Source organism: Longimicrobium sp., from assembly GCF_036280135.1.
Lineage (GTDB): Bacteria > Gemmatimonadota > Gemmatimonadetes > Longimicrobiales > Longimicrobiaceae > Longimicrobium.
The window spans coordinates 1-13,063 of the sequence record NZ_DASURI010000615.1; the positions used below are offsets into that span (position 1 = coordinate 1).

16 protein-coding genes are annotated in these 13,063 nt (G+C 71.1%); 10 read left to right on the forward strand and 6 right to left on the reverse strand.

Translation table 11 applies throughout. The features are described 5' to 3' along the window. Positions 1-1,035, reverse strand: a 1,035-nt coding sequence (locus VFZ20_RS19865; RefSeq protein ID WP_329685678.1) for a diguanylate cyclase domain-containing protein, incomplete at its 3' end; no start/stop codon positions are given. Positions 1,036-1,334: 299 nt separating this feature from the next. On the opposite strand from VFZ20_RS19865, the gene VFZ20_RS19870 reads away from it, so the two are divergent. From VFZ20_RS19870 to VFZ20_RS19900, 7 genes are all read left to right on the forward strand, one after another. Next, positions 1,335-2,339, forward strand: a complete 1,005-nt coding sequence (locus VFZ20_RS19870; RefSeq protein ID WP_329685679.1) for an alpha/beta hydrolase — start codon at positions 1,335-1,337, stop codon at positions 2,337-2,339. A 125-nt stretch (positions 2,340-2,464) separates the two neighbouring features. Then, on the forward strand, positions 2,465-3,544 hold the full coding sequence (locus tag VFZ20_RS19875; RefSeq protein ID WP_329685680.1) for an antitoxin Xre/MbcA/ParS toxin-binding domain-containing protein: 1,080 nt from the start codon (positions 2,465-2,467) through the stop codon (positions 3,542-3,544). After that, positions 3,544-4,209 carry an RES family NAD+ phosphorylase gene (locus tag VFZ20_RS19880; protein WP_329685681.1) on the forward strand — a complete coding sequence of 222 codons (666 nt, stop codon included), beginning with the start codon at positions 3,544-3,546 and terminating at the stop codon, positions 4,207-4,209. The genes VFZ20_RS19875 and VFZ20_RS19880 overlap by 1 nt, the downstream gene beginning before the upstream one ends. 156 nt (positions 4,210-4,365) lie before the next feature. Continuing rightward, positions 4,366-6,105 (forward strand): TonB family protein, encoded by a 1,740-nt coding sequence (locus tag VFZ20_RS19885; protein WP_329685682.1) that lies wholly within the window; start codon positions 4,366-4,368, stop codon positions 6,103-6,105. Between the two features lie 412 nt (positions 6,106-6,517). Then, on the forward strand, positions 6,518-7,087 hold the full coding sequence (locus VFZ20_RS19890) for a TetR/AcrR family transcriptional regulator (protein ID WP_329685683.1): 570 nt from the start codon (positions 6,518-6,520) through the stop codon (positions 7,085-7,087). A 95-nt stretch (positions 7,088-7,182) separates the two neighbouring features. Then, positions 7,183-7,482 carry a hypothetical protein gene (locus VFZ20_RS19895; protein ID WP_329685684.1) on the forward strand — a complete coding sequence of 100 codons (300 nt, stop codon included), beginning with the start codon at positions 7,183-7,185 and terminating at the stop codon, positions 7,480-7,482. An 83-nt stretch (positions 7,483-7,565) separates the two neighbouring features. Further along, entirely contained in the window at positions 7,566-8,240 is a 675-nt protein-coding gene (locus VFZ20_RS19900) for a hypothetical protein (protein WP_329685685.1), read from the forward strand. 317 nt (positions 8,241-8,557) lie between these two features. Here the strand turns inward: VFZ20_RS19900 and VFZ20_RS19905 are convergent, their stop codons facing one another. Next, positions 8,558-9,100, reverse strand: coding sequence for a cupin domain-containing protein (locus VFZ20_RS19905; RefSeq protein WP_329685686.1), 543 nt, complete (start codon positions 9,098-9,100; stop codon positions 8,558-8,560). A 140-nt stretch (positions 9,101-9,240) separates the two neighbouring features. On the opposite strand from VFZ20_RS19905, the gene VFZ20_RS19910 reads away from it, so the two are divergent. After that, entirely contained in the window at positions 9,241-9,411 is a 171-nt protein-coding gene (locus VFZ20_RS19910; RefSeq protein ID WP_329685687.1) for a YegP family protein, read from the forward strand. 56 nt (positions 9,412-9,467) lie between these two features. Here the strand turns inward: VFZ20_RS19910 and VFZ20_RS32980 are convergent, their stop codons facing one another. Together VFZ20_RS32980 and VFZ20_RS19915 are read right to left on the reverse strand one after the other, a co-directional pair. Next, the gene (locus VFZ20_RS32980) at positions 9,468-9,758 is read right to left on the reverse strand and encodes a type II toxin-antitoxin system RelE/ParE family toxin (protein WP_414682950.1); all 291 of its coding nucleotides are present in this window, start codon (positions 9,756-9,758) and stop codon (positions 9,468-9,470) included. Further along, positions 9,758-10,006 (reverse strand): addiction module protein, encoded by a 249-nt coding sequence (locus VFZ20_RS19915; protein ID WP_329685688.1) that lies wholly within the window; start codon positions 10,004-10,006, stop codon positions 9,758-9,760. The genes VFZ20_RS32980 and VFZ20_RS19915 overlap by 1 nt, the downstream gene beginning before the upstream one ends. A gap of 189 nt (positions 10,007-10,195) precedes the next feature. On the opposite strand from VFZ20_RS19915, the gene pruA reads away from it, so the two are divergent. Beyond that, complete coding sequence (gene pruA, locus VFZ20_RS19920) at positions 10,196-11,827, forward strand: L-glutamate gamma-semialdehyde dehydrogenase (protein WP_414682951.1); 1,632 nt, start codon at positions 10,196-10,198, stop codon at positions 11,825-11,827. A gap of 85 nt (positions 11,828-11,912) precedes the next feature. Here pruA and VFZ20_RS19925 read toward each other — a convergent pair whose 3' ends face one another. Next, a complete protein-coding gene (locus VFZ20_RS19925) occupies positions 11,913-12,188 on the reverse strand; it encodes a hypothetical protein (protein WP_329685690.1) in 276 nt (91 codons plus the stop codon). Positions 12,189-12,501: 313 nt separating this feature from the next. Here VFZ20_RS19925 and VFZ20_RS19930 point away from each other — a divergent pair, with 313 nt between their 5' ends. Beyond that, positions 12,502-12,678: a hypothetical protein gene (locus VFZ20_RS19930; RefSeq protein ID WP_329685691.1), complete on the forward strand. Its 177-nt coding sequence runs from the start codon at positions 12,502-12,504 to the stop codon at positions 12,676-12,678. A 76-nt stretch (positions 12,679-12,754) separates the two neighbouring features. Here the strand turns inward: VFZ20_RS19930 and VFZ20_RS19935 are convergent, their stop codons facing one another. Continuing rightward, positions 12,755-12,940 carry a hypothetical protein gene (locus tag VFZ20_RS19935; RefSeq protein WP_329685692.1) on the reverse strand — a complete coding sequence of 62 codons (186 nt, stop codon included), beginning with the start codon at positions 12,938-12,940 and terminating at the stop codon, positions 12,755-12,757. Between the last annotated feature and the right edge of the window lie 123 nt (positions 12,941-13,063).

Consider the following 13,063-nt stretch of genomic DNA (forward strand, 5'->3'; position numbering starts at 1 on the left):
CGTCCGGGCCAGGGCCGCGCGTAGGTCCGTCTCCAGGCGCAGGCGCTCCACGACGGCGCGGTGCATGGACCGGTCGTACACGGCCGTGCGCGTGCCCCCGCCGGCCTTGGCGTGGTACATGGCCATGTCGGCGTTGCGCAGCAGCTCCTCGGGCGAGCTGCCCGCCACGTCCGGCAGGGCGATGCCGATGGTGGCCGTGGTGTGCGCGCGGTAGTTGCCCAGCTCCAGCGGGGCAGCGGCCAGCGCCTCGCGCACCCGCGCCGCCATGGCCAGCGCCCCCTCGCGCCCGCCCGCGTGGGGGAGAAAGAAGACGAACTCGTCGCCGCCAAAGCGCGCCACGGTGTCGCCGGGGCGCGCGCAGCCGGCAAAGCGGGCGGCCACCTGTCGCAGCAGCTCGTCGCCCACGCCGTGGCCCAGCGAGTCGTTGACGTTCTTGAAGCGGTCCAGGTCCAGGAACAGCACGGCGCAGGGATCGTCGTCCGCGTCCGCCGTCTCCAGCGCGGCGCGCATCCGCTCCCCCAGCAGCACGCGGTTGGGCAGCCCCGTGAGCGGATCGTGCAGGGCCAGGTGCCGCAGCCGCTCCTCCAGCACCTCGCGCTGCGCCTCGGCCTGCGTGCGCCGGGTAAGGTCGTCCACCATGGCCACGCAAAAGCGCGGCAGCCCGTCCGCGTCGCGCACAACGGAGCTGGTGAGCCGCACGGGGCACTCGCTGCCGTCGGCGCACAGCCAGCGCACCTCCACCTGGTAGCTGGGGATGCGCCCCGTCACCAGGCGGTGAAAGAGCAGGCTGGCGCGGGCGTGGTCGTCCGGGTGGTCCAGCGCGCCGAAAGGGATGTCGCGCAGGTCGTCCGCGGGGCGGCCCACGATGCGCTGAAACGCCGTGTTGGCCTCGATGATGTGCCCGTCGCGGTCCACCACGGCAATGCCCATGGCGGAGCCCTCGAACACGGCGCGAAACCACTCCTCGCGCTGCTGCAGCGCGTGCAGCAGCTCGTCGAAGGGCGGCGCGAGCGGTGGCGGCTGGGGGATGGACATCGGGCAGCCGCGGGTGCGGGAAAGATCGAGCTGCGCGCCGGGACCTCAGACCCTGGCGCGTGGACAGCGTACGCTTTACGCCGCCGCGAGTGCAAACCGCGCGCCGTCTGCAACGCCGCTACGATACAGTCGGGACTCACCCGCGTCCGCGTGACCATGCGTTCCGTGCCGGATGGAGGATGAAAATCCGGAAACACCTGATTGACGCCCCCGTATCCCCCCGGATAGGATCGTGCCCGCCGGACGCGGCCGATCGAGCGGCGCGCACCGGCTTTTCTCTCTGATCCACCTCTCCCGAAATGGGTTTTCGACATCGATCGGTCCGCCGTGCATGCGCGGCGGGCGTCTCCCTGCTGCTCCTGGGCTGCGGGACGGCGGGCGTCCCCGCATCCGCTCCCGCGCCGGCGGACGCGCTCCCCGCCGGGCTGCGCGAGGGGCCGCACGACGTGGTGGTGAACGGCGTCCGCCTGTGGTACCGCGTTGCGGGCACGGCCCCGGTGGACGCGCCGCCCGTCGTCTTTCTGCACGGCGGGCCGGGCCAGGGCAGCCAGAGCTTTGCCGCGCTCGCCGGGCCGCGGCTGGAGCCGTCGCTGCGGATGGTCTACATGGACCAGCGCGGCAGCGGCCGCTCCGAGCGCCCGTGGGACGGCGCGTACTCCATCCCGCTCCTGGTGGAGGACGTCGAGGCGCTGCGGCGCGAGCTGGGCGTGCCGCGGATCGGGATCATCGGCCAGTCGTTCGGCGGCGTGCTGGCGCTGGAGTACGCGGCCAAGTATCCGCAGCACGTTTCGCGGATGGTGATCGCGGCCGGCCTGTCCGACACGCCGGCCTCCCTGCGCGCGCAGTGCGAGCTGCTGGCGCGGACGGACACGGCGGCCCACGCGCGGGCCGTGGCCGCGGGCGGGGACGGGGGATGCGACCCGTTCCAGGCGTACGACGGCCCCGCGCAGGGCGAGTTCGTGGCGCGCAACATGTTCCCCGACGCGACCGTCCGCGCGCGGCTGGAGGCGGCGGACACGGCCGGCGGCCTGCGCAACACGGGCGAGCTGGGCGGCGCCATCTTCTCGCAGGGCCTGCTCTCCTGGCGCTTTTCCGCCCACGACCGGCTGACCATGCCCGTGCTGGTGATCGCCGGCGAGCGCGACCATCAGATCGGCCTGGAGCCGCAGCGCGACCTCGCCCGCCGCCTGCCGGACGCGGCGCTGCGCGTGTACGAGGGCGGCGGCCACTTCATGTACCTGGATGCGCCGGAACGCTTTGCCCGCGACATCACGGCGTTCTTCGCGGGCGATCCGCCGCGCTGATCGACGACGTCCTCCCTCTTCAGGGAGTTGGCGAGCGGATTGCGGATAGGTTGCGGGGTGCTTGACAAGGGGTTGACGAGATGCCATGATTAGGCCATCGTCAATGAGGCAGCGAGGAGGCGAGAATGCCGATCACGACAGAAGCACCCCAGGGTTTCGAGATCTTCCCGGGCAGCGGCACCACGGCCGCGGTCGTGGGCGAGAACGACGTCGTTACGCAACGCCTTGCGGGGGTGCTCAACCGGCACCGCTACCAGGTCGTGCACCACCGCTCCCCCGAGGAGCTTCTCCAGGGACTGCCCGAGCCCCGCGAAACGCCGGCGCGCGGTCCGCGCCGGCGCCGCGCCGCCGTCCCACGCGCCAAGGTGGCGGGAGGGCAGCGGCCGGCCCTGTACGTGTTCAACTGCGGCATTCCCGGCTCCGGCCACGACCTGCCCGCCGGCGCCGACTGGATCGAGGCGCTCAAGGCCGTAAGCCGGCGCGCGCCGGGGACGGCCATTCTCGTCGTCGTGCGGCCGGGGCAGGCGCCGGGCCTCATCACCGACGTCATCCGCGCCGGCGCCGACGAGATCCTCAGCGCCGGCGACGCCGAGATCGACGAGCTCGTCTGGCTGCGCGTGCAGTCCGCCCTCGCCCGCGCCGAAGTCGCGCCGGGCGGGTCCGCTTCATCTGCCCCCTGGGACGGCAGCGAGCGACGGCAGGGCGATCGGCGCGGGGGCGCGCAGAGCAGCGACGTCGTGGAAACCTGGGAGGCGCCCGCCAGCGAGGACGAGCTCCGCGCCGCCCGCGAGCGGGTCCGCGCCGTTGTCGGTCATCTGCCCGGCGCGCGGGAGCGGCAGGGGCCGCTCGCCGACCTGCTGGGCGTCTCGGCGGCCGCGCTGCGCGGGGACAGCGGGCGGCTGGACGCCCGCAGGATCGCCGCGCAGCTGGGCGTGCCGCTGGCCCAGCTGGCCCGCATCACGCCCATCTCGCGCCAGGCGCTGCACCTTACCCCCGACTCCGCGCGGGCACAGGCGGCTCTCGACCCCGTGGCGCGCGTTCTCCACGTGCTGGCCACGGTGCTGCCGCCGGAGCAGGCGCGCGGCTGGCTGCACGCGCCGCACGCGCGGCTGGACGGTGAAACCCCGCTGCACGCCATGCTGGACGGCCGCGCGGAGCAGGTGGCGCGCATGGTCGAGGCGGCGCGGGACGGTGGGGTGGGCTGATGCGTTCCGCCCTGGCCGAGCACACGGGGCGTATCTGGGACCTGCCGCTCGACCAGGCGATCGAGGCGGTGCTGGCCCGGCTTGCCGGCGTGCGCAGGCTCACCGTCCAGGGCACCCTCTACCGCGCCATGTACGCGGCGTACCTGCTGCCGCCCGTCACCGATCCGCGGCCGCTGTTCTTCAACGGCTCGCTGGCGGGCCGGCGCTACACGCCGCGCAAGGGGCCCGCCGGCCTGTACCTCTCCTTCGATCCCTCCACGCCGCCCGCGGAGCTGCGCGCCGTCGTCTTTGACCACGGGCTCCCCGTCGCCACGGCAGAGCAGGATCCCATCGTGCTCGTCTCCGTGCGGACCGTCGTCCACCGGGTGCTGGACCTGACGGACGCGGCCACCCGCGCGGCCCTGGAGCTCACGCGGGCGGACCTGCGGGCGGACTGGGAGCGCGGGCAGGACGCGTATCTCGCCGGCCGCGGACCCATGCCGGCCACGCAGCTCCTGGCCCTCACCGCGCACCTCTCCGGCCTGTTCGCCGGCATCAAGTACCCGTCGGCGCGGACGGACTTCGGCGTGAACCTCGTGGTCTTCCCGGACCGGCTGGACGCGGACCGGGGCGACCACCTGGAGGTGGTCGACTCCGGCGCCCGCTACGCGCAGCACCTGCCCTGATCCACCCCATCCGCAGCGCCGCGGACGCGCATCCGCGCGACCCATCCGGCGTAAACTGGTGACGCTGGCTTGCCCCGTGCGATAGAAGCGGCGGAACGCGCGCCGGACCGGCCGGCGCGCAGCCTGGCACGCCGGAGACCGTACGCACGTCTGCCCATGTCCGGACTGGAAGAATCGCTCGAAGGCCACGTGCTGGCCGGCCGCTACCGCGTGGAACGCCCCATCGGCCGCGGGGGGATGGGCGCCGTGTACCGCGCCATCGACCAGCGCCTGGGCCGCCCCGTGGCGCTCAAGGTCATCATGGTGCCCGGCGCGGACGCCGCCACGCAGGAGCGCCTCAAGCAGCGCTTTTTGCGCGAGGCGCAGGCGGCCGCGCGCCTGCGCCATCCCAACGTGGTGACGGTGCACGACTTTGGCACCGACGACGCGGCGGGGCTGGACTACTTGGTGATGGAGCTGCTGGAGGGCGAGGACCTGGCCCGCCGCACGGCGCGGGGCGGCCGCCTGGCCCCGGCCGAGGCGCTGGCCGTGGTGTCGCAGGCGGCGCGCGGGCTGGCGGCGGGGCACCGCACGGGGCTCGTGCACCGCGACGTAAAGCCCGGCAACCTGTTCCTGGAGCTGGACGAGCACGGCGAGGTGCACGTGCGCGTGCTGGACTTCGGCATCGCGCAGGTGGGGTGGGACGAGGCGGGGATGTCGGGCGCCGGGCGCACGCTTTCGCCCACGTACGCGGCGCCGGAGCAGCTGCGCGGCACGGCGCGCCTTACGCCCGCCGCGGACGTGTTCGGGCTGGGCGCCGTCGCGCTCTTCCTGCTGAACGGCGAGCGCCCCTTCACGGGCGACGTGGCCACGCAGGGGGCAGAGGCGCAGGCCGCGCTGGCCGGGCTGGACGCCCTCCCCGAGGTCACGCCCGCCGTGCGCGACGTGCTGCGCCGCGCCCTGGAACCGGACCCCGACGGCCGCTGGTCGGACGCCAACGAGTTTCGCCGGGCGCTGGAGATGGCGCACGGCGGCGGCCTGGACACGCTCCCTGTGTCCGTGATGGGCGCGGCGGCGCGGGCGGACGGCCCCGGCGGCACGGACGACGACGTCACGCTGTTCGCCGCGCCCGCGGACGACCGCACGCTCTTCGCCGAGGGCGCGGCGCCGGCCGCCCCTCCCCCTTCGACGCGGCCGGCGCCGCCGCTGGCGGGGACGGCGGGGCGCAGGCCGGCGGTGGCGCCGCCGCCGCGGAAGTCGCGCGCGCCGGCCGTCATCGCGGGCATCGCGCTGCTGGCGGCGGCGGGCGGCGCGCTGGCGTACCTGCAGCCGTGGGAGCCGCGCGAGCCCGCGGGTCCGCCCGTGGCCACCGCGACGGACAGCATCTCGCAGGATTCGCTGGACCGGTTGGCCGAGGCGGATTCCGCCACGCGGATGCGGCGGCAGCAGGACCTCATCCAGGCCGCCGTGGACAGCGTGCGCCAGGCGGATTCGCTCGCGCGGGCGCGGGAGCAGCTGGCGCAGGCGGCGAACGGCGTGGGGGACACCTCCGCCGTCGCGCCCGACGTGTCCGGCGGGACCGTGCCCCCGTCGGACCCGGACGTGTACGAGCTTTCGGCGGTGGAAGTCCTGCCCCAGCTGCGCAACCGCGACGACGTGGGCCGTTACCTGGAGCGCAACTATCCACCCATTCTGCGCGACTCGCGCGTGCCCGGCGAGGTGCGGGTGAGCTTTGTCGTGGGCACCAACGGGCGGGTGGAGGGCCAGTCCGTGCAGGTGCTGTCGTCCACGCACGAGGCGTTCGAGGATCCCGCCATCCGGGCCGCGGAGCGAATGCGGTTCACCCCGGCGCAGACGGGCGGCCGCCGCGTGCGCGTACGCGTGCTGCTCCCCATCCAGTTCCAGACCTCGGGCTGAGGGGTGGCCGATCGGCAGCCGATCGTGCTGCTCCTCATCCAGAGGACTTCAGGCTGATGGGGCCGATTCCCAGCCGATCGTCATCCTGAGGAGCCGCCGCGCGGGCTCCACCCGCGCGCGATCCTTGGCGGCGACGAAGGATCTTGCCCGCGAAGCGACAAGCCGGTTCCGAGCGCTGGAGCCGGCTTGTCGCTTCGCGGACAAGATCCTCGGTCGCGCCAGAGCCCGTGCGGAATGCGGGCTCAACGCGGCGCTCCCTCAGGATGACGCTGAGGCGTGTCGGGAAGACAAACGCGGCGTCTCGCGCGCAGCCGTGACCGTTGCCCCGTGCGGGAATCGTCGTCGACAGACTTGCGGTGATCCCCATCCACCACTATGCTTGAGTAGGCACTCAATTATCACGTGAGGCGAGATGGCCCGGAGGAAGAGCGAGGACAAGCGCAACGCACTGCTGGCGGCGGCCACGGAAGTCGTGGCCGAGCAGGGGCTTGGCGCGCCCACGGCCCGCATCGCGCGGCAGGCCGGCGTGGCCGAGGGCACGCTCTTCACCTACTTCGGCTCCAAGGACGAGCTGCTGAACGCGCTGTACCTGGAGCTCAAGGGCGAGATGCGCGACGCGCTCATGGGCGCGTTTCCGCGCGGCGGATCCGTGCGCGAGCGCGCGTGGCACGTGTGGAACGCGTACGTGGAGTGGGGTGTGGCCCATCCGCCCCGCCGCCGCGCGCTGGCGCAGCTGGCCGTCTCCGACCGCATCACGCCCGAGACCCGCGCCCGGACCGAGGCGGGGTTCGGCGACCTGAGCGCCCTCATCGCCGAGCGCGTGGCCGAGGGGGCGCTCCGGGACCAGCCGTTCGCGTTCACGGCCGCCATCCTGGGCGCCCTGGCGGACATGACCATGGACTTTGTCATCCGCTACCCGGACCAGGCGGAGACGTACACGCGGGCGGGGTTTGAGGCGTTCTGGCGCGCCGTCGCCGCGTAACGCGCGTTCGTGTGCTCGCGCGATGAGTGATTGCTCGCTCATCTGTTTCCCGGATGACCGGACGCATCCATCCACCCCGTCGGGAGGAGACCGACATGCCGGAAGTGCTGGAGATCACGAGCTTCAAGCTGGCGGGGCGCACGGCGGAGGAATTCACCGACGCGAATCGCGCCGTCGACGCGTTCCTGCGGCGCCAGCCCGGATTCCTGTGGCGGCGCATCACGCAGAACGAGGACGGCACCATCATCGACATCGTCGCGTTCGCCGATTCCGATCAGGCCCAGGCCAGCGCGCGCGGCATCACGACGGAGCTGGGCCATTCGCCCGCGCACGGGATGATCGACCACGCAGCGGTGGACTGGATGATCGTCCCCGTGCTGCAGCACACGCGCTGACGCCTTCATCTGCCCCAACGATCGAGGAACGGAACGATGGCCACGGTGGATGCACACACGCGAATCAAAACGGAGGTAGCCGCATGAAGGTCCTGCTCTTTGGCGCCACGGGGATGGTGGGACAGGGCGTGCTGCGCGAGTGCCTGGCCGCGCCCGACGTCACCCTCGTGCAGACGGTGGGGCGCTCCGCGACGGGCGTCCGGCATCCCAAGCTGCGCGAGGTGATGCGGCCGGACCTGACGGACCTCGCACCGCTGGCGGACGAGCTCGCGGGGTTCGACGCGTGCTTCTTTTGCCTGGGCGTGTCATCGTTCCGCATGGCCGAGGCGGACTACACGCGCCTGACGTACGACCTGACGCTGGGCATCGCGCAGGTGCTGGCGCCCCTCAACCCGGCGATGACGTTCATCTACGTCTCCGGCACGGGCACGGACAGCAGCGAGCAGGGGCGCGTGATGTGGGCGCGGGTCAAGGGACGCACGGAGAACGCGCTGCGGCGCCTGCCGTTCCGCGCCGTGTACCTCTTTCGCCCCGGCGCCATCGTGCCCATGCACGGCGAGCGGCCCCGGGCGGCGGCGTATCGCGTCCTCGGTCCCCTGCTGCTGCCCCTGCTCCCGCTGGCGCGCCGGCTCTTTCCGGACTCCGTCACCACGACCGAGATCATGGGTCGCGCCATGCTGAACGCCGTCCGCCGCGGCGCCGAGCAGCCCGTCCTGGAGCCGCGCGACATCAACGCGCTGGCGAACGGCAGTGCGTGAGTGCGTGAGTAAACTTCGGACCGAGAACCGGCAGCCGTGCATGTGCGCGGCTGCCGGTTCTTTCGTCAATGGGAGCATTTTGTCATCCTGAGGAGCCGCCGCGCGGTCCAGACCGGTGCAAAGACCATGGCGGCGACGAAGGATCTTGCCCGCAAAGCGTCAAGCCAGCTCTGGTGCACGACATCGGCCTGCCGCTTCGCGCGCAAGATCCTTCGGTCGCGCCCACAATGCTGTGCCCCATCGAGTTCCGCGCGGGCGCTCCTCGGGGTGACGCTCTCGCGTAAGCATCTCCCGTGAATCGGAACGCCTGATGCGGATCAGACGAACTCGCTGTGATACTGGCTGGCGAGCGCGCGGGCTTTCGCGCCGCGCTCCGCGCGCTGCTCGTCGGTGAGCGGGGGCGGCGGGCTGTCCGCATGCTCCACGGGGTCGCCAAGGGCCAGGAACATCTCCTCCTGTCCCGCCGGCGCGCAGATGCACAGCAGTCGCGCCGGCACACCCGACGTGTTGCGGAACGCGTGCGGCGCGTTTGCCGGAACGTTGACCGTCGCACCCGTCCCCGCCGTCACCTTCTCGCCGCGAAAGGTGAACTCCACCTCGCCCTCCAGCACGCGGAACGTCTCCTCGAAGTCGTGCCGGTGCGGCGGCGGCCCGCCCCCGGGCGGCACGCGCATCTCCACCAGGCAAAAGCGCCCGTCCGTGTCCTGGCCCGTGAGGAGAATGGTGTAGATGCCGCCCGCGATGGCGATGTGCCGCAGACCGTCGCTGTCCGGCGCGGGCACCACGGCCAGCGCGCGGCCGGGATCGTCGTCGGGGATCGGGGAGGATGTGGCGGGGGCGGAGGTGGGACTGTCGCTCATCGACCACTCCATCGTGCGGGTTGAGAGAGGCACGGCGCGAAAACGGATGCGGAATCCGCCGCGCACGCGTCCCTCCAATCTGGGAGAACGGCGGGCAGAGGCAAATCCGTCCGCGAGACGCATCCCAGGCGAGATGGACGATGGCGTTCTACATGTACATGGACAAGCAGGGACGCTGGCGGTGGCGGCTCCTGGCGGGCGGCTACGGGGTGATTGCCGAGTCCAGCCAGGGCTACATCAACAAGCGCGATTGCGGCCATGCCATCACGCTCGTGCAGCAATCCGCCGGCGCGCCCGTCTACGAGAGCTGATCCCGTAAGAAATCAGCCGCCGGCCCATGGGGTCCGGCGGCTGCTCGCCTCATGCTTTATCCACGACCTCTCCAGTACGATGGCCGCCGACGGTGATGGGCAACGGCGATGACGAGGACTTCCTCTGGCAAGATCCGATAAACGAGATTGTAGGGAAACCGCTTCACGCGCAGCTTGCGAACGTTGCGGCTCGCGTGAGGTCCCACGTGCGGATTTTCCTCCAACCGAGCGAGCGCGCGTTCAACCTCCTCGACAAGCGCCCTCCCCAACCCGGGGACGCGTTGCTCCAGGAACGCGGCCGCCTCGTCCAGGTCATCCTCTGCTTCCAACAGCAGACGGACCGGCATCAGCGGCCTGCGATCCGCGCACGGACTCGCGCCAAGGCATCCGCGGCAGATACGGACCGCGTCTCACCCGCGAGGTAACGCGCGTAGCGCCGGTCAGCTTCCTCCAGCCACGCCTGCTCCACCTCGGCTTCGCTCCCCGCAGCCTCTTCATCTTCGATGCTCGCGAAAAGCCGTTGAGCAAGGTCTGCACGTTCCGCCGGCGTCAAATGCCGGGCTTCGGCTTCGATTTCGTGCATTGTCAGCGACATGGGTCCTCCGTGCAGGCCAAATGTTGCTTTCAGATCCACATCCAAGCTAACACCGGCAGCACGTCCGCCGGAACCGCGCCACCCCCGCGTGCGGCACCCGATCCAGGTGCCCGGTTGATCCGGAACCCGGGTAGCGCCTCCGCGCGTCGCCCCGTAACTTGCCGCTAACCACGAGCCGACGAGGAGAGGGTGATGAATAGCATTCCCAACGTGCCCGCGCCGATCAACGAGCCGGTGAAGTCGTACGCCCCCGGGTCGCCGGAGCGCGCCGAGCTCAAGGCCGCGTACGCGCGCATGGCCGGCGAGGAGATCGAGATCCCGCTGATCATCGGCGGGCGCGAGGTGCGCACGGGCAACACGGAAACCAGCGTGATGCCCCACGACCACGGCCATGTGCTGGCCCGCTACCACAAGGCCGGCCCCGCCGAGGTGCGCCAGGCCATCGACGCGGCCATGGCCGCGTGGCAGGAGTGGAGCAACTGGCCGTGGGAAGACCGCCTGGCCGTGTTCCAGCGCGCCGCCGACCTGCTGGCGGGCCGCTGGCGGCCCATCATCAACGCGGCCACCATGCTGGGCCAGGGCAAGAACGCGTACCAGGCCGAAATCGACAGCGCCTGCGAGCTCATCGACTTTCTGCGCTTCAACACGTACTTCGCGCAGCAGCTGTACCGCGAGCAGCCGTTCAGCGGCCCGGGGATGTGGAACCGGCTGGACCACCGGCCGCTCGAGGGCTTCATCTACGCCGTCACGCCGTTCAACTTCACGGCCATCGGTGGAAACCTGCCCACGGCGCCGGCCATGCTGGGCAACGTGGCGCTGTGGAAGCCCGCGGCCACGGCCGTCTACAGCAACTACCACTTCATGAAGCTGCTGGAAGAGGCGGGGCTGCCGGCGGGCGTCATCAACTTCCTCCCGGGCGACCCGGGGCCGATGACGGAGACGGTGCTGCACGACCCCAACCTGGCCGGCATCCACTTCACGGGCAGCACGGCCGTGTTCCAGACCATCTGGAAGACGGTGGGCGACCGCATCGACACGTACAGGACGTACCCGCGGCTGGTGGGCGAGACGGGCGGCAAGGACTTCATCATCGCGCACCCCAGCGCCGACCCCATCGCCTTCGCCACGGCCATCGTGCGCGGCGGCTACGAGTACCAGGGGCAAAAGTGCAGCGCCGCGTCGCGCATCTACTGCCCCGAGTCGCTGTGGCCGGTGGTGAAGGAGCGCACGCTGGAGATGATCGGGGAGATCCGCGTGGGCGACCCGTCGGACTTCCGCAACTTCATGGGCGCGGTGATCGACCGTAAGGCGTACGACAAGATCACGGGCTACATCAAGCACGCGAAGGAAGCCGACAACGTGGAGATCATCGCGGGCGGCACCTTCGACGACAGCAAGGGCTACTTCATCCAGCCCACGCTGGTGCAGGTGCAGGACAGCGCCTACACGCTGATGTGCGAGGAGGTGTTCGGCCCCGTGGTCTCGCTGTACGTCTATCCGGACGCGGAGTGGGAGCAGACGCTCAGGATCGTGGACCAGACGAGCCCCTACGCGCTCACGGGCGCCGTGTTCTCCAACGACCGCGCGGCGCTCCTGCAGGCGGACCGGGCGCTGCGCAACGCGGCCGGCAACTTCTACGTGAACGACAAGCCCACGGGCGCGGTGGTGGGCCAGCAGCCGTTCGGCGGCGCGCGGGCCAGCGGCACCAACGACAAGGCGGGCAGCATCCTGAACCTGGTGCGGTGGATCAGCCCGCGCACCATCAAGGAGACCTTTGCCCCGCCCCGCAGCTTCGAGTACCCGTTCATGGCCGAGGAGTAGGCTCCGGCCTCCGCGGATGGAACGTCGAAGCCCCCGCGCCAGGTCCGGCGCGGGGGCTTTTCGTTCGTCACGGCGCGGCGGCCGCTCAGGATGCGGGCTTCGGGGCCTCGATGGAGAGGGCGATCCACTGCGGCCGGTTCACGAACAGCGTGGCGTTGACCGTGGCGCCCTGCGCGAACGCCGCCTGCACGGCGCCGATCAGGCCGGCATCGGCGTCGTTGGTCATGAGCTGGGTGCCGTCCTGGTCATAGAACCCCAGCTTGTACGCGCCCTGCGAGTACGTGAAGTAGTAGCCGGACGCCTTGATCACCGGGTTGCTGAGCTCGACGTTGGGCTGGGCGGCGACGCTGCTGTCGGACATGATGCTCTCTCCTGGGCGGGGAAGGACGGGCGGGAACGGACAATATCAAGCCGCCCACCCCGCGACGCAATGAAATTCGCGCGGCCGGCTCGTCCATCGGAACGCTGGTGTTCGGCTGATGCGAGACGCGCCTCCCGGAGATCGCCCGGAGGCGTTTTTTACGTCGTTGCGCATCGAAGGCGCCCGAAACGCGCTTCGTCCCTTCACGCGCATCGCATCTACTCACGTTTTACGCATCAAAATGATTGACAGGATTGAGGGCGGGTCGCTACCATCCAGGCACGTCACCCAATCCCCCCACAAGGAAACCGCCATGCGCCTGGACCTCAACACCCTGGACGTGCAGTCGTTCTCCACGAACGCGTTCGGCGACACCGAGACGGAGACCATCGTCATCGAGGAACCGAGCATCGTCGTGACGAAGCCGATCGACCCGGAGACGCACTTTTACCCGTGCACCCGGCAGCTCACCTGCGTGGGCTGCGCGTAAACGCCGCCAGCGGACCATGCGAAGCGCCTCCGGGACGATGATCCCGGAGGCGCTTCGTTTCTTTTCCCGGCCGCCTTCAGCAGGTGGCACAGGTGTAGGCGCGGGTGTCGCAGGGCGGAGCGCTGCACGTCTTGGGCATGGTGCACCATTCGCTCTCGATGGTGTCGTGCCCGTGCACGGTGCCCCGCACCGCCGCGTCCACCGCCGTCGTGGGGAAGCTGTCGACGCGCAGCGTGTCGATCTCCAGCGTGAGCTTCTTCATGCGTCTCTCCCTGTGACCGTTGAGGCACGCCTTCCGCCGGCCGTCCGATCGCGACGGCGTCAAAGAATCTGCACTGAAACCAGCGTGACGCGGCGCGCGTGCCCGGAAGCGGCATCTGCCCAT

Excerpts from the sequence above, each read along its gene's own strand:
- VFZ20_RS19870 (WP_329685679.1), top strand. The coding sequence starts at position 1,335 with ATGGGTTTTCGACATCGATCGGTCCGCCGTGCATGCGCGGCGGGCGTC.
- VFZ20_RS19875 (WP_329685680.1), top strand. The coding sequence starts at position 2,465 with ATGCCGATCACGACAGAAGCACCCCAGGGTTTCGAGATCTTCCCGGGC.
- VFZ20_RS19880 (WP_329685681.1), top strand. The coding sequence starts at position 3,544 with ATGCGTTCCGCCCTGGCCGAGCACACGGGGCGTATCTGGGACCTGCCG.
- VFZ20_RS19885 (WP_329685682.1), top strand. The coding sequence starts at position 4,366 with ATGTCCGGACTGGAAGAATCGCTCGAAGGCCACGTGCTGGCCGGCCGC.
- VFZ20_RS19890 (WP_329685683.1), top strand. The coding sequence starts at position 6,518 with ATGGCCCGGAGGAAGAGCGAGGACAAGCGCAACGCACTGCTGGCGGCG.
- VFZ20_RS19895 (WP_329685684.1), top strand. The coding sequence starts at position 7,183 with ATGCCGGAAGTGCTGGAGATCACGAGCTTCAAGCTGGCGGGGCGCACG.
- VFZ20_RS19900 (WP_329685685.1), top strand. The coding sequence starts at position 7,566 with ATGAAGGTCCTGCTCTTTGGCGCCACGGGGATGGTGGGACAGGGCGTG.
- VFZ20_RS19905 (WP_329685686.1), bottom strand. The coding sequence starts at position 9,100 with ATGAGCGACAGTCCCACCTCCGCCCCCGCCACATCCTCCCCGATCCCC.
- VFZ20_RS19910 (WP_329685687.1), top strand. The coding sequence starts at position 9,241 with ATGGCGTTCTACATGTACATGGACAAGCAGGGACGCTGGCGGTGGCGG.
- VFZ20_RS32980 (WP_414682950.1), bottom strand. The coding sequence starts at position 9,758 with ATGCCGGTCCGTCTGCTGTTGGAAGCAGAGGATGACCTGGACGAGGCG.
- VFZ20_RS19915 (WP_329685688.1), bottom strand. The coding sequence starts at position 10,006 with ATGTCGCTGACAATGCACGAAATCGAAGCCGAAGCCCGGCATTTGACG.
- VFZ20_RS19925 (WP_329685690.1), bottom strand. The coding sequence starts at position 12,188 with ATGTCCGACAGCAGCGTCGCCGCCCAGCCCAACGTCGAGCTCAGCAAC.
- VFZ20_RS19930 (WP_329685691.1), top strand. The coding sequence starts at position 12,502 with ATGCGCCTGGACCTCAACACCCTGGACGTGCAGTCGTTCTCCACGAAC.
- VFZ20_RS19935 (WP_329685692.1), bottom strand. The coding sequence starts at position 12,940 with ATGAAGAAGCTCACGCTGGAGATCGACACGCTGCGCGTCGACAGCTTC.